Raw genomic sequence first — 26,860 nt, forward strand, 5'->3', positions numbered from 1 at the left:
GCGATCTCCTCAGCCTTCGGATGCGCGCGACGAAAATTGGGTGAGCAGCGGGCGAAGCGCGAAGAGGCTTGCGACCAGCATGGCGTAGAGGAAGAAGATCGCCATGGTGGAGGCATAGTCCATCCGGAAAAGCTTCAGCCCCGTGCGGTAGAGATAGAAGGTCATGGTCTCGGTCACCGTGCCCGGTCCGCCGCGCGTCAGCACAGCCACCGCATCGTAGAGGCGCACGCTGTCGATGGTGCGCAGCACGAGGACGAGGAACAGCACCGGCTTCAGCATCGGAAAGGTTAGCGTGCGCAGCACGCGGAAAGTGCTGGCACCGTCGAGTTCGGCGGCCTCGAACGGCTCCTTCGGCAGCGCCTGCAAACCGGCAAGCGCGATCAGCGCCACAAAGGGCGTCCATTGCCAGACGTCGAACAGGATGACCGACCAGAGCGCGATCGTATAGTCGCCGAGCCAGTTGGGCTCCGGCAGGCCGATGAGGCCGAGGAAATAGTTGATCAGGCCGAATTGCGGATCATAGAGATAGCGCCAGAACAGGCCCGTCACCGCCGCCGAAGTGGCAAGCGGCAGGATCATCAGGCTGCGGATGACGCCTTTGCCGACGGTTGCGCCGTGGATCAGGAAGGCGATGGCGATGCCCAGCACCATTTCGAGCGTGACGGCCGTCAGCGTGAATTTCAGCGTGACCCAGACGGAACTCCAGAAGGCGCTGTCATGCAGGACCGTCCGGTAGTTGTCGAGGCCGACGAAATCGCCGATGCGGCCACGCGTCAGGTCCGCGAACCGGAAGGACACGTCGAGCGCATAGGCGAGCGGCAGCAGCGCGAAGACAAGGATGACCAACATCGCAGGCACGACAAGAAGGATCGAGAACCAACGATCGGACATGGCGGTTGGACTTGCCACGCCTTTTTCCTGCGACGCCGACACGGATAGCGACTGCGACATCAAACTCCTCCAGAAGAAACTTTTGGGCGGGCAAACCCGCCTCTCAAATCAAACTGCATGGTGGGCGGGTGCCCACCATGCAAAGCTTGGATCGATGCTTCGATCACTTGCCGATCGGGCACGGGCCGCCGCAAATCTTCTCGACTTCGGCAGCGAGCTGTTCGGCCGCCGCGCGGGCGTCGATCTGGCCGGCCGCCGCCGATTGCAGCGGGATCTGCATCGTGTTGTAGATCTTCGCGCCGAAGGGCGTGTCGAACAGGTTAGAGCGGAAACCCTTCATGGAATCGAAGATCTTCAGCAGCGTCGAGAAGTGGCCGGTCTTCGTGCGGCTTTCCGGCACGGCGAAGGCCGGGTCGGAGAGCACGCTCATCAGCGTCGACGTGCCGCCCGCCTTGGCGAACTCCATCTGCGCATCATGGCCGCCGATATAGGCGACGAAGTCCATCGCCTCCTGCGGATGGGCGGACGATGCGGAGACGGCAAGCAGGAAGCCGCCGATATAGGCCTTCTTCTCCGGCGCTTCGGCAACGCCCATCTTGGCGCCCGGCACGCTGGTTTCGGTCGTCACGGCATTCGGCCATTGATCGAGGAAGAAGGAATAGGTCTGGGCGATCTGCCCGTCCTTCATCTGGTTCATTACGCCGTCATAGGTGACGGTGAGGGCCGCCGGCGGGGCGAATTTCATCAGCGCCAGATAGTCGTTCATCGCCTTTTCGACCGCGTCGACCGGCACCTTGCCCTCGTCCGTCAGCCAGTCCGCGCCCTGCGACCAGAGCACGCCGGACATTTCGTCCTGGATTTCCGGGAAGGGACCGGCCATCAGGCCGACGCCATAAAAGTCCTTGGCGAGCGCTTCGCCCTTGAGGTTCTCGCCGGCCTTGCGCGTGAAGAATTCGGCGATATCGCGGTGCTGCGCCCAGGTGGTCGGCACGGCGAGATCGTAGTTGAAGCGCTTCTTGAAGGCTTCCTTCTCGGTCGCATCCTCGAACAAGTCGGCGCGATAGATGTAGCCGGCCGTGTAGGTGTAGTACGGCAGGCCCCAGACGTCGCCCTTGTACTGCGTCGTGAGGGCTGCGAGCGTCGGCGCCACGTCGTCGAGCTGCGCCTTCTTGTCGGCGAAATAGTCCGTCATCGGCAGGATGAAGCCGTTTTCGGCGAATTCCGCCTTTTCGGAAGTTTCCAGCGTCACGACGTCATAGGCGCCGGTCTGGCCGACCATCTCGATGACCTGCTTGTTGTAGAGCTGCGAGTTGTCGATGTTGACGACATTGACCTTGACGCAGTTCTTCGCCTCGAAGCCGGCGACGAGATTCGCCATGGCATCGGTGTAGAAGCCGGCGATCGTCGACCAGGTGATCGGCACGCGGTCCGCATCGACGCATTCCTGCGCCATGGCGACGGGCGCCGTCGAGGTCATCAGCGCTGCGACCAGCAAACCCTTTTTCAGCATGGATTTCATTTCATTCCTCCCGGTTGACGGCCGTGGGCTCCCTGCCCCGGCGCGTGATTGGCTATGCTGCTGTGTTCTCCTTGGAATGTCCGGCCGGTCCGGCCGGGCTCCGCGGCAGTTCCAGGAACGCCGCGGTATCGGGATCGACCGGAATGCCGGCCACGAGGCGCTCGGCTTCGACCCGCCATTCGCGGTCGCCGGGCGCCAGGATCTCGCCGCCTTCCTGCGCCGGCGCGCTCCTCAAAGCCGCCAGATAGGCGGCCATGCCGGCATGGAAGACGTCCCGGCCGCCGAAGCGGTCCGGATCGATGGCGAGAAGGAAATGCCCCATCTGGCGCGGCGTCGAATAATCGTCACCTCCCACCATGGGGATGAAAGCGTGGTCGAGCGTCATGCCTTGCAAGACCGCCGACAGCAGCGTCGCAACGCCGGCAAGGGCAGCCCCCTTGAAGGCGAAATCCACGCCGCCGAGCGGCAGGAGCGTCTTGCCCGAAGCCGGGTCCGTGGTCGGCGCGCCGGCCTCGTCAACGGCGACGCCCTGCGGCAGTTGCACGCCGAGCGACTTGTAGAGCAGCAGACGGTTCAACGGGATCGACGAGGTCGCCATGTCGAGCAACCAGGGCTTTTCACCGCCGCTGGGGGCCGCAAAGGCCAGCGGATTCGTGCCGTGAAAGGCCTCGCGGCCCTGAAAGAGCGCCACGACACTGTCGGAATTGGTGGTCGCAAAGCCGATCATACCGGCTTCCGCAGCAACCCGCGCATAAGCACCGGCCGCACCGAAATGCGAGGAGTTGATGACGCCGACCGCGCCAATGCCGCTGTCGCGCGCCAGTTCGATCGCCGTGTCCATCGCGACATAGGCCGCATGGTGGCCAAGCGCATTGTCGCCATCGACGATCGCCGTCGCAGCCGCCGTCTTGCGGACCGTGATGTTCGGCGTTCCGTTGACCCGTCCGCCACGCAGAACCTTGTCGTAGTGGACCACCAGCCGCACGCCGTGACTGTCGACCCCGATGCGCGAGGCATGCATCAACGCCCGCACGGCGGCAGCGGCGGATGCGTCGCACGCGCCGGCGTTGCGCAGCGCAGTTTCGACTCGCGCTTGGAGCAAATCGGGGGCAACTAGAGTCTGGACGGACATATCGGACCCAACCTAGGAGATTGCAGACGACGAGAATTGGCGTATCATATCTAATATCTCAGTGTAAATAGTTGAGGGGCTCGGTGAACCCGCGTCGGCCCCTGCAAGGAAGGGAGACCCTATGAATACACTCGACCGCGGTCCGTCGCTGACCGACCTGGCGGCGCAGGAAATACGCAACCGCATCGTGCGCGGCGTGTTCCAGCTCGGCGAACCGCTCTCCGAAATCGCACTCGCCACCGAGCTCGGCGTCTCCAAGACGCCTGTGCGCGAAGCGCTGATGGTGCTGAAGCGGCAGGGTCTCATCGAGGTGCATCCGCAGCGCGGCTCGTTCGTCTTCGACATGGATGCAAACCAGGTCCGAAAACTCTCCGAACTGCGCGAGGTGCTGGAACTCGCCTCCCTCCGCATGGCGCTTGCCACCGATCGACGGGCGCTTGCCAAACAATGGGCCGACATCGTCAAGAAGATGCGCAAGTCGCTCGACGCCGACGATGCGGAGCTCTACCGCACGCTCGACGGCGGCTTCCACCGGGTGCTCTTCGAGCTTGCCGACAATGCCTATCTCATGGAGGCCTACGAGCTGATCGCCTTCCGGGTGCAGGCGCTGCGCAACCGCTTGTCGCTCGCTCCCTCGCTTAACGCCACCTCGTTCGAGGAGCATGTGCGGCTGGCGGAGCTGGTCGCGGCTGGCGACGACGAGGCCATCGTGAACCTCATGCGCCAGCACATCGAGGCGACGCGGGAACATTATCTGGCTGCGGTGACGGCGCGGGAGGCGGAAGCCGCCGTGGCGCCGGCCAAGGAACGGCGCCGAACGACGCGCCGCTGACACATCGCCACCCACGTCGCCCGACCGAAAACGGTAGCGCGGCTGAACGCCCATTTTGCTGTCCTCCCGTAGCTAAGCTACATTTTATCGAAATCACGGCGCGAATTCGGCCGCACTTCCTTTTGATTTCGGTAAATTCCATCCCTGAGACATAGATTTTCGGATTGACACTCGATTGTCAAGGTAGCTAAACTACATTTTTAGAGGCGCCAAGGAGGGCGCTACCGGGAGGGGATCGTGTACGCTGAGCTTTTTAGATTGGATGGTCGTGTCGCGCTGGTGACGGGCGGCAGTCGAGGCATCGGACTTGCCTGCGCCGAGGCGCTTGGGGAGGCCGGCGCACGCATCGCCATCTCCGCGCGCTCTCGCGACGAGGGTGAAAAAGCCGTCCGGCATCTGGCCGGCAAGGGCATCGAAGCGCTCTACCTGCCCGCCGATATTTCCAGCGAGAGCGCCGCCCAGGCGCTCGTAAAGCAGGCGGCCGCCGAGCTTGGCGGGCTTGATATCCTCGTCAACAATGCCGGCATCGCGCGCCATGGCGACAGCCTCGACGTCAAGCCAGAGACCTGGGACGAGGTGATCAACACCAACCTCACCGGCCTCTTCTGGTGCTGCCGGGCGGCCATCGAGACGATGGTTGCGGCGGGGCGCGGGTCGATCGTCAATATCGGCTCGATCTCCGGTTATATCAGCAATCTTCCGCAGAACCAGGTCGCCTACAATGCCAGCAAGGCCGGTGTGCACATGCTGACCAAGTCGCTGGCCGGCGAATTCGCCAAGAACAACATCCGTATCAATGCAGTGGCGCCCGGCTACATTGAAACCGCCATGACGCAGGGCGGGCTGGACGACCCGGAGTGGTCGAAGATCTGGCTCGGCATGACGCCGCTGGGCCGGACCGGCAAGCCGAGCGAAGTGGCCGCAGCCGTGCTCTACCTCGCCTCCGATGCCGCCAGCTACGTCACCGGCTCGGTGCTCACCATCGACGGCGGCTACACCATCCACTGACCTTCACAGCAAAGAGATACGGGAGCAATTGAATGGCACGCGCATTCGGCGGTCCGAACAAATATATCCAGCGCGCAGGCGAGATCGACAAGCTAGCGAGCTACCTGGTACCGCTCGGCAAACGCGCCCTCGTGCTGATCGACCGCGTGCTGTTCGACACGCTCAGCGAGCGCATCGGCACGAGCGCCGGCGACGCCCTCGACATCCGCTTCGAGCGGTTCGGCGGCGAATGCTGCACGTCCGAAATCGAGCGTGTGCGGGCGATCGCCATCGAGCATGGCAGCGACGTTCTCGTTGGCGTTGGCGGCGGCAAGACGGCGGATACCGCCAAGATCGTCGCCATCGACACCGGCGCCCGCATCGTCATCGCACCCACCATCGCCTCGACCGACGCGCCCTGCAGCGCGATTGCCGTGCGCTATTCGGAACACGGCGTCTACGAAGACTCCCTCCGCCTGCCCCGCAATCCGGATGTGGTCGTGGTCGATTCCGCGCTGGTCGCGGCAGCCCCCGCGCGCTTCCTCGTCTCCGGCATCGGCGACGCGCTTTCGACCTGGTTCGAGGCTCGCTCCAACATCGAATCGCGCACGAACAACTATGTCGCCGGCGGCTTTCCGACCACCGAAGCCGGCATGGCGATCGCCAGGCATTGCCAGAGCGTGCTGATGCGCGATGCCGTGAAGGCCAAGATCGCCGTCGAGGCCGGTCTGCTGACCCAGGCGGTGGAAAACATCATCGAGGCGAACACGCTGCTTTCCGGTCTCGGCTTCGAGAATTGCGGCTGCTCGGCCGCGCATGGCATCCATGACGGGTTGACCGTGCTCGAAGAGATCCACGGCTATTTCCACGGCGAAAAGGTCGCCTTCGGCACGCTCTGCCTGCTGATGCTGGAAAACCGCGATCATGCCGAAATCGAGGCGATGATCCGCTTCTGCCGCAGCGTCGGCCTGCCGACGAAGCTTTCGGACCTTGGCGTCGTTGACGACGTGCCCGCTAAGATCGAGCGTGTTGCGGAGGCCGCCTGCCGGCCGGGCAACATCATCTATGCCACGCCCGTCACCATCACCGTGCCTGCGGTCCGCGATGCGATCCTGGCGCTCGACGCTTTTTCGCGCAGCATCGCTTGACCGCCGGAGGTAAGCCATGACCGACAGAAAACCCCTCGTCATGATCACCGGCGCCAGCGCCGGCATCGGCCAGGAAACCGCCCGGGTCTTTTCCGCCGCTGGTTATCCGCTGCTCCTCATCGCCCGCCGCCCCGAGCTGATCGAGGCGATGGGCCTTCCCGACACGCTGGCCGTCAACGCCGACGTGCGCGACCATGCGGCACTGGTAGCAGCGATCGCCGAGGGCGAGGCAAAGTTCGGCCCGGTCGACTGCCTGATCAACAATGCCGGCATCTCCCGTCTCGCGCGTCTCGACGAGCAGGACCCCGAGCAATGGCGCGACCTCGTCGATATTAACTGCCTCGGCGTGCTGAACGGCATGCATGCGGTGGCCCCCGGCATGAAGGAGCGCCGCCACGGCACGATCATCAACGTCTCGTCGATTGCCGGCCGAAAGGTCTATCCGCATCATGATGTCTATGGCGGCACCAAGCACTTCGTGCATGCCGTGAGCGAGGGGATGCGCCAGACCATGTCGGCCCACCGGGTGCGCGTCATGGTCATCTCGCCGGGCGTCGCCAAGTCGGAGATCGACAAGACCATCACCCACCAGAACGCCTACGAATTCTGGGACAACGGCCGCAAGCAGCTGAATGGCGGCCTCGACGTCAACGACATCGCCCGCACCATGCTCTTTGCCTACCAGCTTCCGCAGGACGTCAATCTCCAGGAGATGACGATCACCCATACTGGCCAGGAATTCTGACATGACGGACACCCCCTCCTTCGACGACCTGCTGGATTTCAGCGGCAAGACCGTAGTGGTCACGGGTGCGGCGACCGGCATCGGCCGGGCGATTGCCGAAGCCTTCGCGGCGAAGAAGGCGCGTGTCGCGCTGCTCGACCGCGATCCCTCCGTTGCCGATGTCGCCGCCTCGCTCGGCGCCCACCACATCGCGCATGTCGTGGACGTAACGGACGAGCCGGGCGTCGAGCGCGCCGTTCAAGCGGTGACCGAGGCCTTCGGCCGCATCGACATTCTCGTCAACAATGCCGGCATCGGGCCGCTGGCACCGGCGGAAAGCTATCCGACGGCCGAATGGGACCGCACGCTTGCCATCAATCTCAAGGGCGCCTTCCTGATGGCGCGCACCGTTGCGCCGGGCATGCTGGAGCGCAAAGCCGGCCGCATCGTCAACATGGCCTCGCAGGCCGCCGTGATCGGCATCGAGGGCCATGTCGCCTATTGCGCCAGCAAGGCGGGCATCATCGGCATGACGAACTGCATGGCGCTGGAATGGGGACCGCGCGGCGTCACCGTCAACGCGCTGTCGCCGACCGTGGTGGAGACCGAACTCGGCCTCACCGGCTGGGCCGGCGAAAAGGGCGAGCGCGCCCGCGCCGCCATCCCGACGCGACGCTTCGCCAAGCCGTGGGAGATCGCCGCCTCGGTGCTCTACCTCGCCAGCGGCGCGGCCGCGATGGTGAACGGCGCAAACCTGATGATCGACGGCGGTTACACCATCGTTTGATCGAAAAATTGACAGAGACGAGGACCCAGTTTTGACACAGCTATTCGAGCCCGTCGGGTGCAAGGTCGATCTTCAGACCGGCGCCATGAGCGATGCCACGGGCGATTACCAGAAGCGTTTCCGCGACCTTGAGGGTCTCTATGCGGATGCGGATGCCTTCTCCGCCATGCAGGCCGAGTGGAACGACACGGTCGTCTACGAAGTCTCGGAATTTCGCCCCAACGAACGCTCTGGCGACCTTATCTTCGGCGTCACCCGCATGCTGCCGGGCAAGGTAGGCCAGGAATATTTCGTCACCCGCGGCCATATCCACCGGCAGGCGGACCGGCCGGAAATCTATTACGGCCAGAAGGGCCGCGGCCTCATGCTGATGGAATCGCCGGACGGCGAGATCCGCATCGTCGAAATCGACGCCCAGACGGTCTGCTACGTGCCGCCCTACTGGATCCACCGCTCCGTCAATGTCGGCGACGAGGAACTGGTGATGCTGTTCTGCTACCCCGCTGATTCCGGCCAGGACTATGACTGCATCGCCAAAGCCGGCGGCATGCGCGCCCGCATCATGGACGATGGCAAGGGCGGCTGGAAACAGGTCGACAATGCCGGCTGGCGGATGCGGGACGCGGCGACGATCGCCGCCCTCTATGGCCATCAGGAGAAGGAAGAAACCGCATGAGTGCCCCATTCGATCAGGCCGCCAAGCTTGGCGTCGTGCCGGTCATCGCCATCGAGCGCGCATCCGATGCCGTCGCGCTCGCCGATGCGCTTCTCGAAGGCGGGCTGCCGCTAGCCGAGATCACCTTCCGCACCGAAGCGGCGGCCGAAGTCATCGCCATCATGGCCGACAAACGGCCGGAACTGCTGGTCGGCGCCGGTACGATCCTGACGCCGGAAGCGCTTGACGCGGCAATCAACGCCGGCGCCCGCTTCGGCCTTGCGCCCGGTTTCGACGCCGAGATCGTTGCGGCCGCAAACGGCAAGGGCTTTCCCTTCGCGCCCGGCATCATGACCCCCTCCGACTTGACCGCCGTCACCCGCCACGGCCTGAAACTGGCAAAATTCTTCCCGGCGAAGGCCGCCGGCGGCCCCGCCATGCTGGAGGCGATCAGCACGCCCTTCGCGCATCTCGGCACCCGTTTCGTACCGACCGGCGGCGTCAGCCTCGACAACATGCACGAATGGCTGAAGCTCGGCGCGGTGGCAGCCGTTGGCGGCACATGGATCGCGACCAAGGCCGATATCAGCGAAGGCCGTTGGGCCGATATCACGGCTAAGGCGCGCGCCGCGGTGGCAAAGGCCAAAGAGGCACGCGAGGCAAACCGATGAGCCGCTATCAACCCGCGATCCAGCCGACCTTCTACTTCATCGGCGTGACGACGGCGAAGAGCTCGATCATGCGGGTTTTCCCCGCCTGGGCGCGCCATCTCGGGCTGAAGGACGCGGTGCTGACGGGCATCGACTTTCCGCTGCACGCCGACCCGGCCGCCTATCGCGAGGCCGTCGCCTTCATCAAGACGGACCCGCTGTCGCTCGGCGCGCTGGTCACCACGCACAAGATCGACCTGTTCAATGCGGCACGCGACATGTTCGACGTGATCGATCCGCATGCGCTGCTGATGCATGAGACGAGCTGCCTATCGAAACGTAACGGCAAGCTCATCTGCCACGCCAAGGACCCCATTTCCTCGGGCCTGGCGATCGACGGTTTCGTGCCGGCCAGCCACTTTGCCGACACTGGCGCGGAGGTTCTCTCCATGGGTGCCGGCGGCTCCACCATCGCCATCACCTGGCACCTCATGCAGGCAAGCCGTGGAGCCGACGTGCCGTCCCGCATCGTCGTCACCAACCGGTCGCAGCCGCGTCTCGACGAGCTGCGGCGCATTCACCAGGACATGAACGCCCGCGTAAAGATCGACTACGTGCTGGCCGACCGGCCGGAACTGAACGATGCCGCCATGGCCGCGCTGAAACCCGGTTCACTGGTGATCAACGCCACCGGCCTCGGCAAGGACGCGCCGGGCTCGCCGATCACCGATGCGGGCCTCTTCCCCGAGCGGGCGATCGCCTGGGACCTGAACTACCGCGGCGATCTCGTCTTTCTCGACCAGGCACGGCACCAGCAAGCGGCGCGCGGGTTGCAGGTCGAGGATGGCTGGACCTATTTCCTGCATGGCTGGACGCAGGTCATCGCCGAAGTGTTCGACATCGACATCCCGACCTCCGGCCCGTCCTTCGACGAGATTTCGCGCATCGCCATCGAAGCGGCGAAGGGGTGATGTGGTGAAGCGTATTCTCGTCACACCCCGTTCGCTCTCGCTCGATCCGCCGCCGGAACTCGAACCGCTGCGCCAGGCCGGTTTCGACCTTGTGTTCCCGACGCCCGGCCGCATGCCCGGCGAGGCCGAACTTCTCGACCTCGTGCCCGGCTGCGTCGGCTGGCTCGCCGGTGTGGAGCCGGTCTCCGACCGGGTGATTGCCGCCGCCGATAGCCTGCGCGCCATCAGCCGCAACGGCACCGGCATCGACAACCTTCCGCTGTCGCTACTGAAGGGCCGGGGCATCCGCGTGCTCAAGGCCGAAGGCGCCAATGCCGTTGGCGTGGCGGAGCTCGCGATGGGCCTCATCCTCGCCTCCCTCCGCCACATCCCCACCGAGACGGCCGGCATAAGGGCCGGCGGCTGGCCGCGTTCGCGCGGCAAGGAAATCGCCGAACGCACCGTCGGCATCATCGGCTGCGGCGCGATCGGCAAGCGCGTCGCGCGCGCCGTCTCGTCGATGCGGGCCAATGTCGTCGCCCACGATCCCTTCCGCCCGAATGTCGAAGTCTATGGGCCGTTCAAATGGGCGAGCCTAGACGAGGTTTTCGCGGAGGCTGACATCGTCTCGCTACATTGCCCGGCGCCCGCAGACGGCAAGCCGATCGTCAATGCGGCCCGTCTTGCGATCATGCCGCCCAACGCCATCCTCATCAACACGGCCCGCGCAACGCTGGTGGACGAGGATGCGGTGCGCGCCGCACTCGATAAGGGCCGGTTGCAGACCTATGCCACCGACGTCTTCGTCGAGGAACCGCCCGCCCCCGGCTCGCTTGCCAGCCATCCCCGCGTCATCGCCACCAGCCATATCGGCGGATTGACCGACGAGAGCGTCAGCAAGGCGACGACCATCGCCGTAGAAAACCTTCTCGCCGCGCTGGTCAGGGAGGACGCAGCATGACGTCGCTTTCGCCCGTGCCATTTTCGGAATCGCTCGCCATGCGGCTCTCCACGCCTCCGGCCGAGGACGTCCGGCTCTACTGGCTCGGGCAGGCCGGCTTCGTCATCGCGACCAGCCGCTATCGTATCGTCATCGATCCCTATCTTTCCGATAGCCTCGCGGAGAAATACCAGGGTAAGCGCTTCGAGCACGACCGCCTGATGGCCGCCCCCATCCAGCCGTCCGAAATCGGCCCGGTCGATCTCGTGCTGGTGACGCATTACCATACCGACCACATGGACCAGCAGACCCTCACGCCGATCGCCACGGCCAATCCGGATTGTCGCTTCGTCGTGCCCCGCGCCGCGATCGAGGCCGCGAAGGAGCGTATTGGCGTCGGGCTGGAACGCCTCATCACGGTCGATGCCGGCGAACGTATCGAATCCCTACCCGGCCTCGCCATCACCGCCATCCGCGCCGCACACGAGACGTTGGAGCGCTCGCCGGAAGGCTGGCACAAATTTCTGGGCTATGTGGTCGAGAGCGACGGCGTTCGCCTCTACCATTCCGGCGATACGATCCCCTTCGAAGGGCTCGTCGACGAGGTCGCGCCCTTCAAGGCCGATCTCGCGCTGCTGCCGGTCAATGGCCGCCGGCCTGAGCTCACGCAAGCCGGCATCGCCGGCAACCTGACGCTGGACGAAGCCTGTGCGCTCTCGGACCGGATCGGCGCGGCGGACATGATCGCGCACCACTACGGCATGTTCGCCTTCAACACCGAGGACCCTGCAACGATCGATGCCAAATCGGCGGCGGCTGATTGCAGGGCGCGGCTCCATCGGGCAAAGCTGTCGGTTGAATACCGATTGTCTAAGTGAACCGGGGGTCTCCATGTCAACCAGCGCGCTCCAGCCCAAACCGATTGGCGGCAACAATAACAACATATTGGAGGTCATCCGCATGAAGCGCGGAGAGCTCCGCAAGTCGGACCGCAAGGTGGCGGAACTCGTGCTCGCCGATCCGAAGCGTGTCATCAACGCGACCATCGCGGAGGCCGCCGAATGGGCGGATGTCAGCCAACCGACGGTCATCCGCTTCTGCGCCTCGGTCGGCTGCCAGGGCTACCAGGATTTCAAGCTGCGCCTCGCGCAAAGCCTGGCGCTCGGCGTGTCCGCGACCCATTCGGTCATCGACGGCAACGACACGCCGGCCCAGGTCTCGGAGAAGATCTTCGACTACACGATCACCAGCCTCGACTGGGTGCGCAACCATCTTGACCCGGTCAAGGTCGGCCAGGTCGTCGACATGCTCGCCAAGGCGAACCGTATCGACTTCTTCGGCTTCGGCGCCTCGGGCATCGTCGCCCGCGATGCGCAGCAGAAATTCCCGCTGTTCGGCGTGCCCTGCGGCGCGGAGACCGACGCGCACCAGCAGATCATGGTCGTCTCCATGCTGAAGCCGGGCGACGTCGCCGTCGTCATCTCCAATACGGGGGCGACGCTGGCGATCATCGAGACCGCACGCCGGGCGCGCGAGAACGGCTGCCAGATCATCGGCATCGTCGGTGCGGATGGGCCGCTCGTCGAGTTCTGCGATCTCGTTTTGAAGGTCGAGACGCTGGAAAACACCAATATCTACACGCCCACCATATCCCGCATCGCCGCGCTGACGGTGATCGACATCCTTTCCACCAGCGTGGCGCTGCGCCGCGGCGCCGAACATGTCGAACTCTTCACCGGCATGAAGCGCAACCTCCGCTATCTGAGAATGAGCAACGAGACATAGAGATGCACAACACCCGCCACCGCTCCCCGACGCCGGCATCGCTCTCACCCCGCGAACTCGCCGCCCTGATCGACATCAGCGCCGTCCAGGCCTTCCATACCGAGGCGGACGTGCGGGAGCTGGCGGACATCGCCGTGGCCGAAGGTTTCATCGCCGCCCATGTGCTGCCGAATTTCGTGCCACTGCTGCGCAGCCTGGTGCCTACAGGCGGGCTGACGCTCGTCGGTGGCCCGGTCGGCTTCCCGTCCGGCGGGCATACGACCCGCACCAAGGTGGCGGAGGCCACGGAGCTTGCCGGAAACGGCGCGCAGGAACTCGACATGATGATCAATGTCGGCCGCCTCAAATCCGGCGATCTCGACTATGTGCGCAGCGATATCCGCGCCGTGGTGGAGGCCATCGCGCCGGTGCCACTGAAGGTCATCCTCGAACTCGCACATCTGACGGACGACGAAATCCGCACCGCCTCAGCCATTGTCGCCGAAAGCGGCGCCGCCTTCGTCAAGACCGGCACCGGCTGGACGCCGAGCGCCACGACGCCGGAAAAGCTGAAGCTCATCATCGACACCGTCGACGGCGCGGTCGAGGTGAAAGCCTCGGGCGGCATCCGCTCGCTGGAAAGCATTGCCGCCATGGTGCGCCTCGGCGTCACCCGCTTTGGTATCAACACGAAGGTCGCGGTTGATCTGGTGCGCCAATGCGCCGCCCTGCCCGGCGGCCGCCTCGACGTAACCGGCATGGCGGGCTGAGACCATGGCCGATACCGTTGCAGCATTCGACCTCGGCACCGGGGGCGTCAAGGCGGCGATCTTCCGCCCGGACGGCACCTGCATTGCGGAAGAGGTCGTGTCCTACAAGACGTTCTACCCCTCCTCCTCGCACCACGAGCAGCGCCCGGAGGACTGGTGGGATGCCATTTGCGCGAGCCTGAAGACGCTGCTCGGCAATCCCGCCGTGGATGCCGGCTCCATCCGCGCCATCGCCATCTCCGGCCACAGCCTCGGCTGCATTCCGCTCGATAAGACTGGCGCCCTGTTGCAGGAGTTCGTGCCGCTCTGGTCGGACGGCCGCGCCGTTGCTGAGGCGGAGGACTTCTTCACGCGGGTCGATCCGGACGCATGGTACCGCAAGACCGGCAACGGCTTCCCGGCCCCGCTCTACACCGTGTTCAAGGCGATCTGGCTGCGCCGGAATGCGCCCGACATTTTTGCCCGGACAAGAACGATCATCGGCACCAAGGACTATATCAACCTGCGGCTCACCGGCCGCATCGCCACCGACCCATCCTATGCCTCGGGCACCGGCGTCTATGATCTGACGGCCGGACGCTATGCACCGGAGCTGATCGAAGCGGCGGCTCTCAGCCCAGATCTCTTCCCCGCAATCGTCGCCTCTACCGAGATTCTTGGCGACGTCCTGCCCGATGTCGCGAAGCAACTTGGCCTGCCGCCGGGCGTCAAGGTGGTCGCGGGTGGCGTGGACAACAGTTGCATGGCGCTCGGCGGCCGCACCTTCCTGGAGGGTGACGCCTACGCCTCGATGGGTTCCTCCAGCTGGATCACCGTTTCCTCTTCCGAGCCGCTGCTCGACGACCGGGTGCGCCCCTTCGTCTTCGCCCATGTGGTGCCGGGCATGTTCATTTCGGCGACCTCCATCTTCTCCTCCGGCACCAGCGTCAACTGGGTGACCGACACGCTGCTGCCGGACGTCAAACAGGCGGCCAAGGCTGCCGGCCTTGACGTCCATGATGAACTGTTCCGCCTTGCCGGCGAAGCGCCAGCCGGCGCACGCGGCCTGATCTTCGTGCCCACGCTTGGCGGCGGCACGAGCTTCGAGGGCGGCCCCGCGGTGCGCGGCGGCTTCATCGGGCTGGACCTCCAGCACGGCCGCGCTGACATTCTGCGCGCGACGCTGGAGGGCGTGGCGCTCGGTCTGCGCGTCGCGCTCGACGAGTTGCGCCGCATGACTGCGATCGGCTCGGAGATGATCATCGTGGGCGGCGGTGCGCGCAGCGCCTTCTGGCGGCAGGTCTTTTCCGACGTCTTTGACTGCACGATCGTCAAGACGAAGATCGACCAGCAGGCCGCCGCACTCGGCGCAGCAGCCTTGGCGTTCGTCGGCATGGGGCTCTGGACGGATTTCCTGCCGATCCGCGCATTGCATGTCGCGGAAGGCCGCAGCGAACCCGCAGCGGAAACGCGCGCCGTCTACCAGGCCGCGCTTGTCGCCTATCGTCAGACCGCCGATCAACAGCAGGCATTGTCGGGCGCACTCGCCGCGCTCAGGGAGGTTGCATCGTGACCGGGGATCTCTTTCTCGCCATCGACGTCGGCACCGGCAGCGTGCGGGCGGCGCTTATCGACACCGTGGGCCGGATCGTCGAGATCGCGGCGCGCGAGCACGACCAGATCGTTCCGCAATTCGGCTGGGCGGAACAGCGCCCGCTCGACTGGTGGGAGGGCGCCTGCACCGCGGTTCGCGCCGTGCTGGACAAGAGCGAGGGCGCGCGCGAGCGTATCTCCATCGTCGCCATCTGCGGCCAGATGCACGGCCTCGTGCTGCTCGACGATGCGGGCCAACTGACCCGCGATACCGCGCCGCTCTGGAACGACAAGCGCACGCTCAACCTTGTGCGAAAATTCGAGGCCGAGAACACACCCGAAAGCTATCTCGGCGAGAGCGGCAACACGCCGACACCGGCCTGGCCGGGCTTCAAGCTGCAATGGGTGCGCGATGCCGACCCGGAAGCCTACAAGCGCAGCGCCGTCGCCATCATGCCGAAGGACTACATCAACTTCCGGCTGACCGGCGAGATTGCCATGGATACCGGCGATGCTTCGTGCAGCTTCCTGATGAATCCGGAGACGGTCGCGTGGTCGCCGGTGATGATCGAGCGCATGGGGCTGGACGCCCGGCTGCTACCGCCGATCCGCAATCCGCTCGACATCATCGGCCATGTCACGGAGGAAGCGGCACTTGCGACCGGGCTTGCCGCCGGCACGCCCGTCATGGTGGGCGGGGCGGACTATCCGATGGCACTGCTCGGCTCGGGCGCCTGCCGGCCCGGCCTCGGCTCGGACAGCACAGGCACCGGCGCGATCGTGACGATGATCGCGGAAAAACCGCTGCTCGATCCCGAAATCTCAAACGTCGCAACGATCGAGGGCAATTGGGCGCCCTTCGTGTTGCTCGAAACTGGCGGCGACGGCATGCGCTGGGCGCGCCGCGCCTTCCATGATGGCGCGCTCAGCTACAGCGATATCGTCGAGCGGGCCGAAAAAGCACCGCCCGGTTCCGAAGCGTTGCTGTTCATGCCCTTCCTGACCGGCGAGCGTCTCGGCCAGCATCGCAACGCGCGCGCGCAGTTCTTCGGGCTTGGCGCGGTGCACGGCATGGAGCACCTGCACCGGGCGATCCTTGAAGGCATCGCCTTTGCCATGGCCCGCCATATCCGCATCATGGAAGCGAGCTCCGGCAAGCGGCTGGAGCGCATGATCGCCGCCGGCGGCGGCGCGCGCACGAAACTCTGGCTGAAGATCAAGGCGAGCGTCTTCGACACGCCAGTGCTCGTGCCGCAGGAGCCGGAATGCGGCCTTGTCGGCTGCGCGGCGATGGCGGCGACCGCGACGGGCCGCTTTTCCCGGCCGGAGGATGCGGCGGAAGCCTATGTCCGTTATGCGGATGAAATCGCGCCCGATCCTGCCTGGGTCGAGGTCTACAGCCATGTCCAGCCGGTGTTCGACCGGCTCTACCATCACAGCAAGGCGCTCTACGACGACATGGACGCGCTTGCCGCCCAGATCCGCTCGGCCGGCGCTCGGCCCTGAATCACCCCATTGGAGGAGGAAATCATGAAGGACATCATCGACACGTTTCGCCCGGACCTGTTTGCCGGCAAGGACATCCTGGTCACCGGCGGCTCGTCCGGCATCGGCCTTGCCATTGCCCAGGGTTTTGCCCGGCTCGGCGGTTCGGTTGTTGCGCTCGGCAGCTCGGAGACGAAGCTGAAGGCGGCAGCGGCGGACGCGGAGAACAAGGGCATCCGCTTCGAGCGCGTCGACGTGCGCGACCCGGAGGCTATTAAGGCTTTCGCCAAGACGCTTTCCAAGCTCGATGTTCTCGTCAACGGCGCGGGCATCGCCCGTCCTGAAGCCGAATTCGAGGATATTACCTATATGGAGGTGATGGACGTCAACCTGAACAGCCAGATGCGCTTTGCCATGGCCGTTCTGCCGCTGCTGAAGGCCTCGAAGGGCGTCATCCTCAACACGGCCTCGATGCTCAGCTATGTCAGCGACCCGCTCGTGCCGGCCTATGGCGCCAGCAAGTCCGGCGTGCTCGGCCTCACCCGCCACCTCGCCCATGCCTTCGGCCCGGACGGCATCCGCGTCAACGCGATCTCCCCCGGCTACCACAAGACCGACATGACCAAGGGCCTGTGGACCGACCCCGTGCCGGCCGAAAAGATTGCCCAGCGCTCGGCGCTGAAGCGCTGGGGCACGGTGGACGACCTCGTCGGCACCGCGCTCTTCCTCGCGTCCCCCGCCGCCGTCTTCATCACCGGTGCGGACCTGCCTGTCGATGGCGGTTTCGTCGTCGGCGGTTTCTAAAGCGACAAATAAGAAACCCCGGCCTCTCGGCCGGGGTCTCGATTTAGTTTGCAGTATGGAAGCTGCTCAGGTCGCCCGCCCGAGTGCGTCGGCGGCGAGAATAGCCGCTTCGATTTCCTGTACGCCCACGGGTGCGCGAGTAGCGTGCGTGATGTTGCCTTTGACGGCGGCCTCGGCGACCTTGCGCACCTTGGCCGGCACGTCCTCGGTGATGTTCAGCTCCGCCAGCGTGGTCGGCAGGCCGAGGGTGCGGCAGAAGCGGATGGTCTCGTCGATCTCGCTTTGCGGACGGTTTTCCAGCACGAGCAGGCAGAGCACGCCGAAGGCGACCTTCTCGCCATGCAGGAGGCCGTGGATTTCCGGCAGCACGGTCAGCGCGTCATGGATGCCGTGCGCGGCGGAGACACCGCAATTCTCGAAGCCGAGGCCGGAGAGCAGCGTATTCGCCTCGATGATATCCTCGACCGCCTGCGTGACGACGCCAGCTTCCGCCGCAAGCTTGGCCTTCACCGCCTGTTCCATGATCACCGCATGGCATTCGCGGGCAATGGCGATGGCGGCGCGGGTGGCCGGGAAACCGCCGGAAATGTAGTTGAACGTGCCGGCCTCGATATTGGCGCGGGCCTCGTACCAGGTGGAGAGCGCATCCCCCATGCCGGCAACAAGGAAGCGCACGGGTGCCGCGACGATGACCTCCGGATCGACCAGCACGAGATCGGGATTGCGCGGCAGGTTGTGCGCCTCCTGCAAGACGCCCTCATCGGAATAGACGACCACCACGGCGCTTGTCGGCGCATCGGTGGAGGCGATGGTGGGCACGGCCAGCATGCGCGCATTGGTCCTGTGCGCGGCCATCTTGGCGGTGTCGAGCGTCTTGCCGCCGCCGATACCGACGACGACATCCGCGCCGTGTTCGGCCGTGATCGCCGTCACGCGCGCGATCTCGCGGTCGCTGCACTCGCCGCCGAATTTTTCGAAGCGGGTGTCGAAGCCGTCCTTCAGGTTCGCGCCGAGCGTTTCCGCGTAACGCTCGAAGAGGAAGGCGTCGATGAGGACAAGCGGCTTGCGGCCAAGCGGCGCCATGTGTTCGCCGAGGCGCGCGATTTCACCGCGGCGCTGGATGTAGCGGCTGGGGCTGCCGAAGGAACGGGACATGCTGTTCTCCGATTTAGCGCCGCGAACGGGCGGTGACGTACTGGATGAGCATCGCCAGGATGATGATCAGTCCGAGATAGACGTTCTGGTGATAGCCCGGCACGCCGGCAAGGTTCATGATGTTGGTGATAATGCCGAGGATCAGCGCGCCGAGCAGCGTGTTGAACATGTTGCCGCGCCCGCCCATCAGGCTCGCGCCGCCGATAACCACGGCCGCGATGACGTCAAGCTCCGCGCCGACGCCGACCTGCGGCGTGCCGATGCCCGTGCGCCCGGCCGCGACGATGCCCGCAACGGCCGCCAATGCGCCGCTGATGACGTAGACCGATAGCACGTAGCGCTCAACCGGCACGCCGGAGAGCCGCACGGCCTCCTCATTCGAGCCGATGGCGGTGACGATGCGGCCGAAGCTCGTATAGGTCAGCACCGCCGCGCCGATGGCGTAGATCAGCAGCATCAGGATGGCCGGCTGCGGGATGCCGAGGAAGAAACCGCTGCCGAAATCGACGAGCGACGCGCCGGGCTCTCCCATGGTGATCGGCCGGCCGGCGCTGACGATCAGCGAAATGCCGCGGGCGATCGCCATCATGGCGAGCGAGATGACGAAGGACGGCAGCCGCATATAGGCGACGAAGAAGCCGGTGACCACGCCGCAGGCCGCCCCGGTCGCGATGACCAGCAGGATCGCCAGCGGCACGCTGAACCCCTGCGCGGCGATGAGATGGGCACAGAGCACCGAGCCGACGGCGGCAATCGAGCCGACCGAAAGGTCGATGCCGCGCGTCAGCACGACGAAGAGCATGCCGACGGCCATGATGCCGGCGCCGGAGGCAACCTGGCGCACCACGTTCATCAGGTTGCGCTCTGTCAGGAACGCATCGGACCAGAGTGACGCGACGATCACCAGCACCAGGAAGATGCCCAGCGTGCCATAATGGCGGACGGCCTCCAGAATGCGGGGCGTAAGCGACGACGGCGCGGCGGCGCTTGCGGGTGTAGTGGTCATAGGCTTGCCTCATCCCTGTTCCTGGCCGACTGGGTCATTGCCAGCGTCAAAAGCTGCTGCTCGGTGAACGCGCCTTCGGCGAGTTCGCCCACGATGGCGCCTTCCGCCATCACGAGAATGCGGTCGCAAATGCCGAACAGCTCCTGGTGTTCGGACGAAATGACGAGAACCGCCTTGCCGGCTTTGGCCAGGTCGTTGATCAAATTGTAGATTTCGCTTTTCGCCCCGACATCGACGCCGCGCGTCGGCTCGTCGAGAATGAGCAGGTCGCAATCGGCATGGAACCACTTGGCGAGCGCCACCTTCTGCTGGTTGCCGCCCGAAAGGCTGGAGACCGGCGCATCGACGCTCGATGCCTTGAGGCGCATCTCGGCGCCGAGCGCTGTGGCAACCTGCCGTTCCTTGGCGACATTCAGGATGCCGAAACGGGTGATGCTGCGGATCTTGGCGAGCGTCGTGTTGATACGGATCGGCGCATCGAGAATGACGCCATGTTCCTTGCGATCTTCCGGAACGAGGCCGATCTGGGCGCGCACCGCATCGCGCGGCGACGAGAGGTGCAGCGGCTTGCCGTTCAGTTCGACCGTGCCGGAATCCATCCTGTCGGCGCCAAAGACGAGGCGCGCGACCTCCGTGCGGCCGGAGCCGACGAGACCGCCGAGACCGACGACCTCGCCAGCGCGGACGGAAAAGCTGACATCGCGGACCTTGCGCCCGCGGGTGACGTTGCGCACGTCGACGACCACCTTGCCGGGCACGCGCCCGTCCTTCGGCGGAAACAACGCGGACATCTGGCGGCCAACCATGCGGGCGATCACCGCGTCGACATCGGTGGCGGCGGTCTCCAGCGTCTCGACATGCGAACCGTCCTTCATCACCGTGATGCGGTCGGAGAGGTCGAAGACCTCGTTCAGGCGGTGCGAGATATAGACGACGCCGGTGCCGCCGGCGCGCAGCTCGCGGATGATCGCGAGAAGCCGCTCCGCATCGCTGTTGGCGAGCACCGCAGTCGGTTCGTCGAAGACGATGATGCGCGCCTTGTTGGACAGCGCCTTGGCGATCTCGACCACCTGCTGGTGGGCGACCGTCAGCCGGCCAGCCTGCACGGCGGGGTCGATGGCAAAGCCGAGGCGGTCGAGAATGTCGCGTGCCGCCCTGCGCAGCGCGCCGTGATTGACGAAGCCCGGCAGGCGCCCGAGGAAGATGTTTTCGGCCACCGTCAGGTCCGGCGCCAGCGCCAGCTCCTGGTGGATCACGGACACGCCGCGGCTCGTCGCATCCCGCGGCCCGGACAGTGCGACCATCTCGCCGTAAAGGCTAACCGTGCCCGAAGTTGGCGCGGTCTCGCCGCCGAGCACGCGCATCAGCGTGGATTTGCCCGCGCCGTTTTCACCGACAAGCGCATGCACTTCGCCGGCCTTCAGGTCGAAATCCACGCCCTTCAGCGCCTGCACGCCGGCATAGTTCTTCCGGATACCGGATAGACTGACAAGTTCTGTCATTGGGCTCCCAAAAGGATGCACCGGAAACCGGTGCATCCTTCTCTTGCTGTCGATTTAGAATACAGAATCAGGCTTGTAATACTTGTCGACATTGTCCTTGGAGATCACGTCGGCGGGGGTGAAATACTCTTTCGGGAAGTCCGACGGCAGTTCGCCCTTCAACGCCTTGTAGGCGACGTCGAAGGCGGTGCGGCCGACGAGGTCCGGATCGTTGAGTCCCGTCGCGCCATAGGCGCCGTCCTTGATCATCGCCAGCGCCTCGCGCTGTCCATCGGCAGCGGCGGCGAAGAGGATCTTGTCGAGGCCGGCTGCCTTGGCCGCCTGCACGGCGCCGAGCACCATGGAGTCGTTCTCGCCGACGACGAGGTTGGCGTCCGGATGGGCCTGGAACAGGTCTTCCGCCGCCTTCAGGCCGCCGTCCGTCGCCCAGTCGCCCCAGCCCTGGCCGAGGATCTGCAGGTTGACCGCGCCTTCGTTGACGAGCTGCGCTTCGGTAATGCCCTTGATGACGCCCATGCGGCGCTCAAGCCCGCCAGGATTGCCCTGGTTGCCGGAAAGCAGGATCATCTTGATCGGCGTGCCCTTCATCGTCTTGGCGATCCAGTCGCCGACCAGGCGGCCGTTCTCGTCGCTGGAAGAGCGGACCTGCGAGATGAAATTGGCCTTCGGATTGAGCGTCGAGTCCATGGCCACGACCTTGACGCCGGCGGCAGTTGCCGCATTGACGACCGGCACGAGCGCTTCCTGGTCACGAGGGTTGATGATGAGGATGTTGATGCCCTTGGCGATCATGTCCTCCACATCGTTGATCTGCTTGGAGAAATCGCTCTGGCTGTCCGCCGTGGTGATTTCGCAGCCCGCATCCTTGGCGGCCTTTTCGACGGCGGCGACCTGCGCGGCGAAATAGGGCGCGTTGAGCGAGGGCATGGTAAGGCCCACCTTGCAATCCGCCGCCATGGCGGCGGATGTGAGGCAGAACAGGGCGACGGACCCTGCCAGAAGCGTCTTGATAGTGGTCATGGTAACTCCTCCTAGTTGACTTGTTTGCATGCTATTGCGGCAAACACGATGTGGTGCGGCACCCGGCACGGGATGCGGTCACCAGAGCGTGTATCCTCCATCCACAAGCACGATCGATCCGGTCATCAGGCTGGCTGCCTGGGAGGACAGGAAGAGGATCACGCTTGCGACCTCGTGGTCCTTGCCCATGCGCGCCATGGGCGTGGAATCGATCCAGCGATCGAACATGGGCCGGTTGTTCTCGACGAGCGCATTGAGCGGCGTTTCGATATAGGTGGGCGCCACCGCATTGACGCGCACGCCGCGCGGCGCCCATTCGGCGGCGAGCGACTTGGTCAGGTGGTGCACGGCGGCCTTCGAGGCGTTGTAATGCGCCTGCGGCTGCGGCCGGTTGACGATGAAGCCCGACATGGAGCCGAGATTGACGATCGCCCCGCGGCCGGCCTCCAGCATGTGCCGGCCGAAGGAGCGCGAGCACCAGTAGACGCCGTTGAGATTGACATCGATGACCTTGAGCCAGCGCTCGTCTTCCATGTCCTCGGCGGGAATGTCGCTCAGCGCGATGCCCGCATTGTTGACGAGGATGGAGGCGCCGCCCTTGGCGGCCAGTTCGTCGGCGATCGCCTGCATGCGCTTGGCATCGGTGACGTCGCCCTCATGCACGGAGACGTCGTAGCCCTTGGCCTGAAGCGTCGCGCGCGCCTCTTCCAGAAGTGCGGGATCGCGCTCGATGAGGGCAAGCCGTGCGCCGGCCTCGCCCAGCGCATCGGCGCTCGCAAGCCCGATGCCGCGCCCTCCCCCCGTGATGACTGCCAGTTCGCCGTCGAGCCTGAAACGTTCGAGATACACGTCTTTCCTCCGTCTAAAATGCCTGATCTCCGGCCGCACGAAAGGGTGGGCGCGCAAAAGCGCTGCCCTCGGCTGCGAACCGTCGGTCTTCGAAATCGATGCGGGAGGCCATAGCGGCCACCCGGCATTTTCTCAGGCGGGCCGGGGTGGCCCGCCGTGCTCCCGTGCCTTACTCGCCGTAGGGCACCCAGATATTCTTCACCTGCGTGGCACGCGCGAGGAACTCCCGGCCCTCGCCCTGGCGCGCATCGAACCAGTCGCGCTGCACCTGTTCCGTCCAGACCTGCTTGAGATTGCCGGAGGACGCCTTCTCGATAGCGCCGGCCGTGGCCGCCGTGCCGAAATACCAGATGCCGTCGACTTCCTCATGCTTGGCGAGGTCGAGCGCCAGGGCATCCCGGTCGCCCGTCACGATGTTGACCACGCCATCCGGCACGTCGGATGTCTCCAGCACCTGGTAGAAGTCGGTGGCGGCGAGCGCCTGGCTGGCCGACGGCACGACGACGACGCGGTTGCCGAGCGCAATGGCCGGCGCGAAGGTGGAGACGAAGCCGAGCAGGCCGGGCTCTTCGGGGCACACGATGCCGAGCGTGCCGACGGGCTCGTTCATGGCGAGCGCCACGCCGCGCATCGGCGGCTTGTGCACGGCGCCCTCATACTTGTCGGCCCAGGCGCCGTAGGAGAACAGGCGCGACACGCTGGCGGAAACCTCGCGCATCGTATCCTGCCGGCGCTGGCCGGTCATGGCGGCGAGGCGGTCGGCGAATTCGCCGGCGCGAGCGTCGAGGTTTTCGGCAATGTAGTAGAGGATCTGCGCGCGGTTGTGCTCGCTCGCGGTGCTCCAGGAGGTCGCCTTGCGGGCGGCTTCCACGGCATTGCGGATGTCCTTGCGGTTGCCCTCGCCGACTTCGCCGACAAGCGCGCCGGAGGGCGAAACGATAGGTCGCGAATAGCCACCATCGGGCCGCGCCTGCTTGCCGCCGACATAGAATTTTGCCGTACGATCGACGAAGCCGGTGGAGAGCACGTCGCCGGTCGCCTGTGCCGCCGGCTTCTCGACGATCGCCTTCGCCTTGGCGAGCCATTTCGGCCGGCTGTAAGCGGAAAGCCCTTCGCGGCCGCCCTCGCGGCCGAAGCCGGATTCCTTGTAACCGCCGAAGCCGACGCCGGCATCGAACATGTTGGTGCCGTTCACCCAGACGACGCCGCATTTCAATTTCGGCGCGATGTCGAGGGCGAGCGACAGGGTCTCGCTCCAGATGGAGGCGGCGAGGCCGTATTCCGTGTTGTTGGCAAGCTCCACCGCTTCGGAGGGCGTGCGGAACGTCGTGGCGACCAGCACCGGGCCGAAGATTTCGACGCGCGAGACGGTGGAGGCCGGATGCACGCCGGTCAGCAGCGTCGGCGGATAGAAGCAGCCCTTGCCCGGAACGCCGGCCTTCGGCTGGTGCAGGGTGGCGCCTTCCTTGACGCCCGCCTCGACCAGCGAGCGGATGCGCTCCAACTGTACCGGGTGCACGATGGCGCCGATATCGATGACCTTGTCGAGCGGATCGCCGACGCGCAGCGTCTCCATGCGGGCCTTCAACTTGGCGATGAAACGATCGTGGATGCTTTCCTGCACCAGCAGGCGCGATCCGGCGCAGCAGACCTGGCCCTGGTTGAACCAGATGGCATCGACCACGCCTTCGACAGCCGCATCGAGATCGGCATCGTCGAAGACGATGAAGGGCGACTTGCCGCCGAGTTCCAGCGTCAGGCTCTTGCCGGTGCCGGCGGTCGCCTCGCGAATGCGGCGGCCGACCTCGGTCGAGCCGGTGAAAGCGATCTTGGCGATGCCGGGGTGCTTGACGATCTCCTCGCCCGTTGCGCCATCGCCGGTAATGATGTTGACCACGCCCTCCGGCAGACCTGCCTTCTGGCACATTTCGGCGAAGAGCAGCGCTGTGAGCGAGGTATATTCGGCGGGCTTCAGCACGACGGTATTGCCGAGCGCGATGGCCGGCGCGATCTTCCAGGCGAGCATCAGCAGCGGGAAATTCCACGGGATGATCTGGCCGCAGACGCCGAGCGCCTCGCGGTCGGCAAGCTCGCCATCCATGAGCTGCGCCCAGCCGGCATGGTGGTAGAAATGGCGGGCGACGAGCGGAATGTCGATGTCGCGTGTCTCGCGGATCGGCTTGCCATTGTCGAGCGTTTCCACCACGGAAAACAGGCGGCTGTGGCGCTGGATGAGACGGGCCAGCGCATAGAGATAGCGGGCGCGCTGGTGGCCCTGAAGCGCGGCCCAGGCCGGCTGCGCCTTCGCCGCGGCCTTGACGGCGGCGTCGACATCGGCGGCACCCGCCTGCGCGATGCGCACCAAAACCTCACTGGTCCCGGGTGCGGTGGTTTCGAAACTTTCGCCGGTCTTCGCCTTCTTCCAGGCGCCGCCGATGAACAGCCTCGTCTCGCCGCCCAGCGTCTTGATCCAGGCGCGCGCTTCCTTGTCGCTTTCGGGGGCCGGGCCGTAGCTCATCGTGTCAAGAATCTCTGCAATCGACATTTCTATCTCCCCTCGCCCGCCGTCAGGCCATGGCGTGGTGGCTGAAGGCCGCATAACGGCCGGTGACATAATGTTCGAGCTGGCGCTCGATATCGGCGAGCAGCGAGGAGGCGCCGAAGCGGAAGAGGTTCGGCTGGAGCCAGTCATTGCCGAGCTCCTCCTTCATCAGCGCGAGATAGGCCATGGCATCCTTCGCGGTGGAAATGCCGCCGGCCGGCTTGTAGCCGACCACATGGCCGGTCATCTCGCGATAGTCGCGGATGGCACGCAGCATGATCAGCGTCACCGGCAGCGTGGCATTGATGCCTTCCTTACCGGTCGACGTCTTGATGAAATCGGACCCCGCCATCATCGCGACCCACGAGGCGCGCGAGACGTTGCGCAGCGTCTGGAGGTCGCCGGTCGCCAGAATGGCCTTCATATGCGCCGGGCCGCAGGCCTTCTTGAAGGCCTTCACCTCGTCGTAGAGCGCCTGCCAGTTGCCGCGCAGCACATGCTCGCGGGTGATGACGATGTCGATCTCGGCGGCACCATCGGCAACGGATGCCTCGATTTCCTTGAGGCGCGTCTCGAAAGGCGAGAGACCAGCCGGAAAGCCGGTGGAGACGGCCGCGACCGGAATGCCGCTGCCCTTCAGGGCATCGACGGCGGTCGCAACGAAACGGTGATAGACGCAGATGGCGCCGGTGGTGATGCGGCGGTTCGCAAGGCCAAGCGCTTCCTGAAGGTCCTCGCGCAGCGGTTGCCGCGCCTTGGCGCAGAGCCGGCGCACGCGGCCTTCCGTGTCGTCACCGCTCAGCGTGGTGAGGTCGATGCACTCGATTGCCCGTACGAGCCAGGCGGCCTGCCATTCCTTCTTGACCGTGCGACGGCCGGCAAGCGAGGCAACACGGCGTTCGGCGGCCGAGAGATTGACGCGCACCGCCTCGACCGGATCCATCGAAAAGGCCACGCCGGGATTGGACGGATGCGGGCCTGAATTGCGCGCCTTGGTGACGGCGCGCAACGCCGATACACCCTCGATGACAGCTTCACTCGCACCCACCTTGCAACTCCCGGATTTGATGTCGTCGGCACTATCTGCTATATCAGGATAGCAGTTTGTAATGTTGTACGGACAACATAATCAAACTACGATCCTGGTGTCAACAGCCCATGACGTCAGCCAACGCT

25 protein-coding genes are annotated in these 26,860 nt (G+C 65.2%); 15 read left to right on the top strand and 10 right to left on the bottom strand.

Annotated elements, in window-relative coordinates; all coding sequences use genetic code 11:
• Window positions 1-9: 9 nt before the first annotated feature.
• From AC1RWL_RS06155 to AC1RWL_RS06165, 3 genes are all read right to left on the bottom strand, one after another.
• The gene (locus AC1RWL_RS06155) at window positions 10-909 is read right to left on the bottom strand and encodes a carbohydrate ABC transporter permease (protein ID WP_256116659.1); all 900 of its coding nucleotides are present in this window, start codon (window positions 907-909) and stop codon (window positions 10-12) included.
• 145 nt (window positions 910-1,054) lie between these two features.
• On the bottom strand, window positions 1,055-2,401 hold the full coding sequence (locus AC1RWL_RS06160) for an ABC transporter substrate-binding protein (protein WP_493158282.1): 1,347 nt from the start codon (window positions 2,399-2,401) through the stop codon (window positions 1,055-1,057).
• 61 nt (window positions 2,402-2,462) lie between these two features.
• Complete coding sequence (locus AC1RWL_RS06165; RefSeq protein ID WP_493093899.1) at window positions 2,463-3,542, bottom strand: Ldh family oxidoreductase; 1,080 nt, start codon at window positions 3,540-3,542, stop codon at window positions 2,463-2,465.
• Window positions 3,543-3,663: 121 nt separating this feature from the next.
• Between AC1RWL_RS06165 and AC1RWL_RS06170 the strand changes: the two genes are divergently transcribed.
• From AC1RWL_RS06170 to AC1RWL_RS06240, 15 genes are all read left to right on the top strand, one after another.
• Entirely contained in the window at window positions 3,664-4,374 is a 711-nt protein-coding gene (locus tag AC1RWL_RS06170) for a GntR family transcriptional regulator (protein ID WP_493093900.1), read from the top strand.
• A gap of 237 nt (window positions 4,375-4,611) precedes the next feature.
• On the top strand, window positions 4,612-5,382 hold the full coding sequence (locus AC1RWL_RS06175; RefSeq protein WP_493093901.1) for an SDR family NAD(P)-dependent oxidoreductase: 771 nt from the start codon (window positions 4,612-4,614) through the stop codon (window positions 5,380-5,382).
• Window positions 5,383-5,414: 32 nt separating this feature from the next.
• A complete protein-coding gene (locus tag AC1RWL_RS06180) occupies window positions 5,415-6,509 on the top strand; it encodes a glycerol dehydrogenase (RefSeq protein ID WP_493093902.1) in 1,095 nt (364 codons plus the stop codon).
• A gap of 16 nt (window positions 6,510-6,525) precedes the next feature.
• Window positions 6,526-7,254: an SDR family oxidoreductase gene (locus tag AC1RWL_RS06185; RefSeq protein WP_493093903.1), complete on the top strand. Its 729-nt coding sequence runs from the start codon at window positions 6,526-6,528 to the stop codon at window positions 7,252-7,254.
• A 1-nt stretch (window position 7,255) separates the two neighbouring features.
• Window positions 7,256-8,020 carry an SDR family oxidoreductase gene (locus AC1RWL_RS06190; protein ID WP_493093904.1) on the top strand — a complete coding sequence of 255 codons (765 nt, stop codon included), beginning with the start codon at window positions 7,256-7,258 and terminating at the stop codon, window positions 8,018-8,020.
• 31 nt (window positions 8,021-8,051) lie between these two features.
• Window positions 8,052-8,696, top strand: a complete 645-nt coding sequence (locus AC1RWL_RS06195; RefSeq protein ID WP_493093905.1) for a glucose-6-phosphate isomerase — start codon at window positions 8,052-8,054, stop codon at window positions 8,694-8,696.
• Window positions 8,693-9,346 (top strand): bifunctional 4-hydroxy-2-oxoglutarate aldolase/2-dehydro-3-deoxy-phosphogluconate aldolase, encoded by a 654-nt coding sequence (eda, locus tag AC1RWL_RS06200; protein ID WP_493093906.1) that lies wholly within the window; start codon window positions 8,693-8,695, stop codon window positions 9,344-9,346. Before AC1RWL_RS06195 ends, eda begins: the two co-directional genes overlap by 4 nt.
• A complete protein-coding gene (locus AC1RWL_RS06205; protein ID WP_493093907.1) occupies window positions 9,343-10,296 on the top strand; it encodes a shikimate dehydrogenase family protein in 954 nt (317 codons plus the stop codon). The genes eda and AC1RWL_RS06205 overlap by 4 nt, the downstream gene beginning before the upstream one ends.
• Window positions 10,297-10,300: 4 nt before the next feature.
• The gene (locus AC1RWL_RS06210; RefSeq protein ID WP_493093908.1) at window positions 10,301-11,236 is read left to right on the top strand and encodes a phosphoglycerate dehydrogenase; all 936 of its coding nucleotides are present in this window, start codon (window positions 10,301-10,303) and stop codon (window positions 11,234-11,236) included.
• Window positions 11,233-12,093, top strand: a complete 861-nt coding sequence (locus tag AC1RWL_RS06215) for an MBL fold metallo-hydrolase (protein WP_493093909.1) — start codon at window positions 11,233-11,235, stop codon at window positions 12,091-12,093. Before AC1RWL_RS06210 ends, AC1RWL_RS06215 begins: the two co-directional genes overlap by 4 nt.
• 13 nt (window positions 12,094-12,106) lie before the next feature.
• Entirely contained in the window at window positions 12,107-13,000 is an 894-nt protein-coding gene (locus AC1RWL_RS06220; protein WP_256116639.1) for an SIS domain-containing protein, read from the top strand.
• Between the two features lie 2 nt (window positions 13,001-13,002).
• Window positions 13,003-13,749 (top strand): deoxyribose-phosphate aldolase, encoded by a 747-nt coding sequence (gene deoC, locus AC1RWL_RS06225; RefSeq protein WP_439615593.1) that lies wholly within the window; start codon window positions 13,003-13,005, stop codon window positions 13,747-13,749.
• Between the two features lie 4 nt (window positions 13,750-13,753).
• A complete protein-coding gene (locus tag AC1RWL_RS06230; protein ID WP_493093910.1) occupies window positions 13,754-15,301 on the top strand; it encodes a xylulokinase in 1,548 nt (515 codons plus the stop codon).
• Window positions 15,298-16,827 (top strand): xylulokinase, encoded by a 1,530-nt coding sequence (locus tag AC1RWL_RS06235; protein ID WP_493093911.1) that lies wholly within the window; start codon window positions 15,298-15,300, stop codon window positions 16,825-16,827. The genes AC1RWL_RS06230 and AC1RWL_RS06235 overlap by 4 nt, the downstream gene beginning before the upstream one ends.
• 24 nt (window positions 16,828-16,851) lie before the next feature.
• Complete coding sequence (locus AC1RWL_RS06240) at window positions 16,852-17,610, top strand: SDR family NAD(P)-dependent oxidoreductase (RefSeq protein ID WP_493093912.1); 759 nt, start codon at window positions 16,852-16,854, stop codon at window positions 17,608-17,610.
• Between the two features lie 66 nt (window positions 17,611-17,676).
• Here the strand turns inward: AC1RWL_RS06240 and AC1RWL_RS06245 are convergent, their stop codons facing one another.
• From AC1RWL_RS06245 to deoC (AC1RWL_RS06275), 7 genes are all read right to left on the bottom strand, one after another.
• A complete protein-coding gene (locus AC1RWL_RS06245; RefSeq protein WP_493093913.1) occupies window positions 17,677-18,765 on the bottom strand; it encodes a glycerol dehydrogenase in 1,089 nt (362 codons plus the stop codon).
• Window positions 18,766-18,778: 13 nt separating this feature from the next.
• Window positions 18,779-19,771 (bottom strand): ABC transporter permease, encoded by a 993-nt coding sequence (locus tag AC1RWL_RS06250; RefSeq protein ID WP_256116633.1) that lies wholly within the window; start codon window positions 19,769-19,771, stop codon window positions 18,779-18,781.
• Complete coding sequence (locus AC1RWL_RS06255; protein WP_493093914.1) at window positions 19,768-21,273, bottom strand: sugar ABC transporter ATP-binding protein; 1,506 nt, start codon at window positions 21,271-21,273, stop codon at window positions 19,768-19,770. The genes AC1RWL_RS06250 and AC1RWL_RS06255 overlap by 4 nt, the downstream gene beginning before the upstream one ends.
• A 54-nt stretch (window positions 21,274-21,327) precedes the next feature.
• A complete protein-coding gene (locus AC1RWL_RS06260) occupies window positions 21,328-22,293 on the bottom strand; it encodes a substrate-binding domain-containing protein (RefSeq protein ID WP_435265596.1) in 966 nt (321 codons plus the stop codon).
• Between the two features lie 78 nt (window positions 22,294-22,371).
• Window positions 22,372-23,142, bottom strand: a complete 771-nt coding sequence (locus AC1RWL_RS06265) for an SDR family NAD(P)-dependent oxidoreductase (RefSeq protein WP_493093915.1) — start codon at window positions 23,140-23,142, stop codon at window positions 22,372-22,374.
• Between the two features lie 169 nt (window positions 23,143-23,311).
• Window positions 23,312-25,687 (bottom strand): aldehyde dehydrogenase family protein, encoded by a 2,376-nt coding sequence (locus tag AC1RWL_RS06270; protein ID WP_493093916.1) that lies wholly within the window; start codon window positions 25,685-25,687, stop codon window positions 23,312-23,314.
• Window positions 25,688-25,709: 22 nt separating this feature from the next.
• Window positions 25,710-26,627 (bottom strand): deoxyribose-phosphate aldolase, encoded by a 918-nt coding sequence (gene deoC, locus AC1RWL_RS06275; protein ID WP_256116990.1) that lies wholly within the window; start codon window positions 26,625-26,627, stop codon window positions 25,710-25,712.
• Between the last annotated feature and the right edge of the window lie 233 nt (window positions 26,628-26,860).

This window comes from Shinella sp. GW821-FHT10F02 (genome assembly GCF_058809275.1).

What these genes read in the sequence shown, in the direction of transcription:
- AC1RWL_RS06185 (WP_493093903.1), top strand. Translation starts at nt 6,526, where the DNA reads ATGACCGACAGAAAACCCCTCGTCATGATCACCGGCGCCAGCGCCGGC.
- AC1RWL_RS06250 (WP_256116633.1), bottom strand. Translation starts at nt 19,771, where the DNA reads ATGACCACTACACCCGCAAGCGCCGCCGCGCCGTCGTCGCTTACGCCC.
- AC1RWL_RS06260 (WP_435265596.1), bottom strand. Translation starts at nt 22,293, where the DNA reads ATGACCACTATCAAGACGCTTCTGGCAGGGTCCGTCGCCCTGTTCTGC.
- AC1RWL_RS06180 (WP_493093902.1), top strand. Translation starts at nt 5,415, where the DNA reads ATGGCACGCGCATTCGGCGGTCCGAACAAATATATCCAGCGCGCAGGC.
- deoC (WP_439615593.1), top strand. Translation starts at nt 13,003, where the DNA reads ATGCACAACACCCGCCACCGCTCCCCGACGCCGGCATCGCTCTCACCC.
- AC1RWL_RS06165 (WP_493093899.1), bottom strand. Translation starts at nt 3,542, where the DNA reads ATGTCCGTCCAGACTCTAGTTGCCCCCGATTTGCTCCAAGCGCGAGTC.
- eda (WP_493093906.1), top strand. Translation starts at nt 8,693, where the DNA reads ATGAGTGCCCCATTCGATCAGGCCGCCAAGCTTGGCGTCGTGCCGGTC.
- AC1RWL_RS06245 (WP_493093913.1), bottom strand. Translation starts at nt 18,765, where the DNA reads ATGTCCCGTTCCTTCGGCAGCCCCAGCCGCTACATCCAGCGCCGCGGT.
- AC1RWL_RS06255 (WP_493093914.1), bottom strand. Translation starts at nt 21,273, where the DNA reads ATGACAGAACTTGTCAGTCTATCCGGTATCCGGAAGAACTATGCCGGC.
- AC1RWL_RS06205 (WP_493093907.1), top strand. Translation starts at nt 9,343, where the DNA reads ATGAGCCGCTATCAACCCGCGATCCAGCCGACCTTCTACTTCATCGGC.
- AC1RWL_RS06240 (WP_493093912.1), top strand. Translation starts at nt 16,852, where the DNA reads ATGAAGGACATCATCGACACGTTTCGCCCGGACCTGTTTGCCGGCAAG.
- AC1RWL_RS06170 (WP_493093900.1), top strand. Translation starts at nt 3,664, where the DNA reads ATGAATACACTCGACCGCGGTCCGTCGCTGACCGACCTGGCGGCGCAG.
- deoC (WP_256116990.1), bottom strand. Translation starts at nt 26,627, where the DNA reads ATGGATCCGGTCGAGGCGGTGCGCGTCAATCTCTCGGCCGCCGAACGC.
- AC1RWL_RS06230 (WP_493093910.1), top strand. Translation starts at nt 13,754, where the DNA reads ATGGCCGATACCGTTGCAGCATTCGACCTCGGCACCGGGGGCGTCAAG.
- AC1RWL_RS06190 (WP_493093904.1), top strand. Translation starts at nt 7,256, where the DNA reads ATGACGGACACCCCCTCCTTCGACGACCTGCTGGATTTCAGCGGCAAG.
- AC1RWL_RS06160 (WP_493158282.1), bottom strand. Translation starts at nt 2,401, where the DNA reads ATGCTGAAAAAGGGTTTGCTGGTCGCAGCGCTGATGACCTCGACGGCG.
- AC1RWL_RS06220 (WP_256116639.1), top strand. Translation starts at nt 12,107, where the DNA reads ATGTCAACCAGCGCGCTCCAGCCCAAACCGATTGGCGGCAACAATAAC.
- AC1RWL_RS06215 (WP_493093909.1), top strand. Translation starts at nt 11,233, where the DNA reads ATGACGTCGCTTTCGCCCGTGCCATTTTCGGAATCGCTCGCCATGCGG.
- AC1RWL_RS06270 (WP_493093916.1), bottom strand. Translation starts at nt 25,687, where the DNA reads ATGTCGATTGCAGAGATTCTTGACACGATGAGCTACGGCCCGGCCCCC.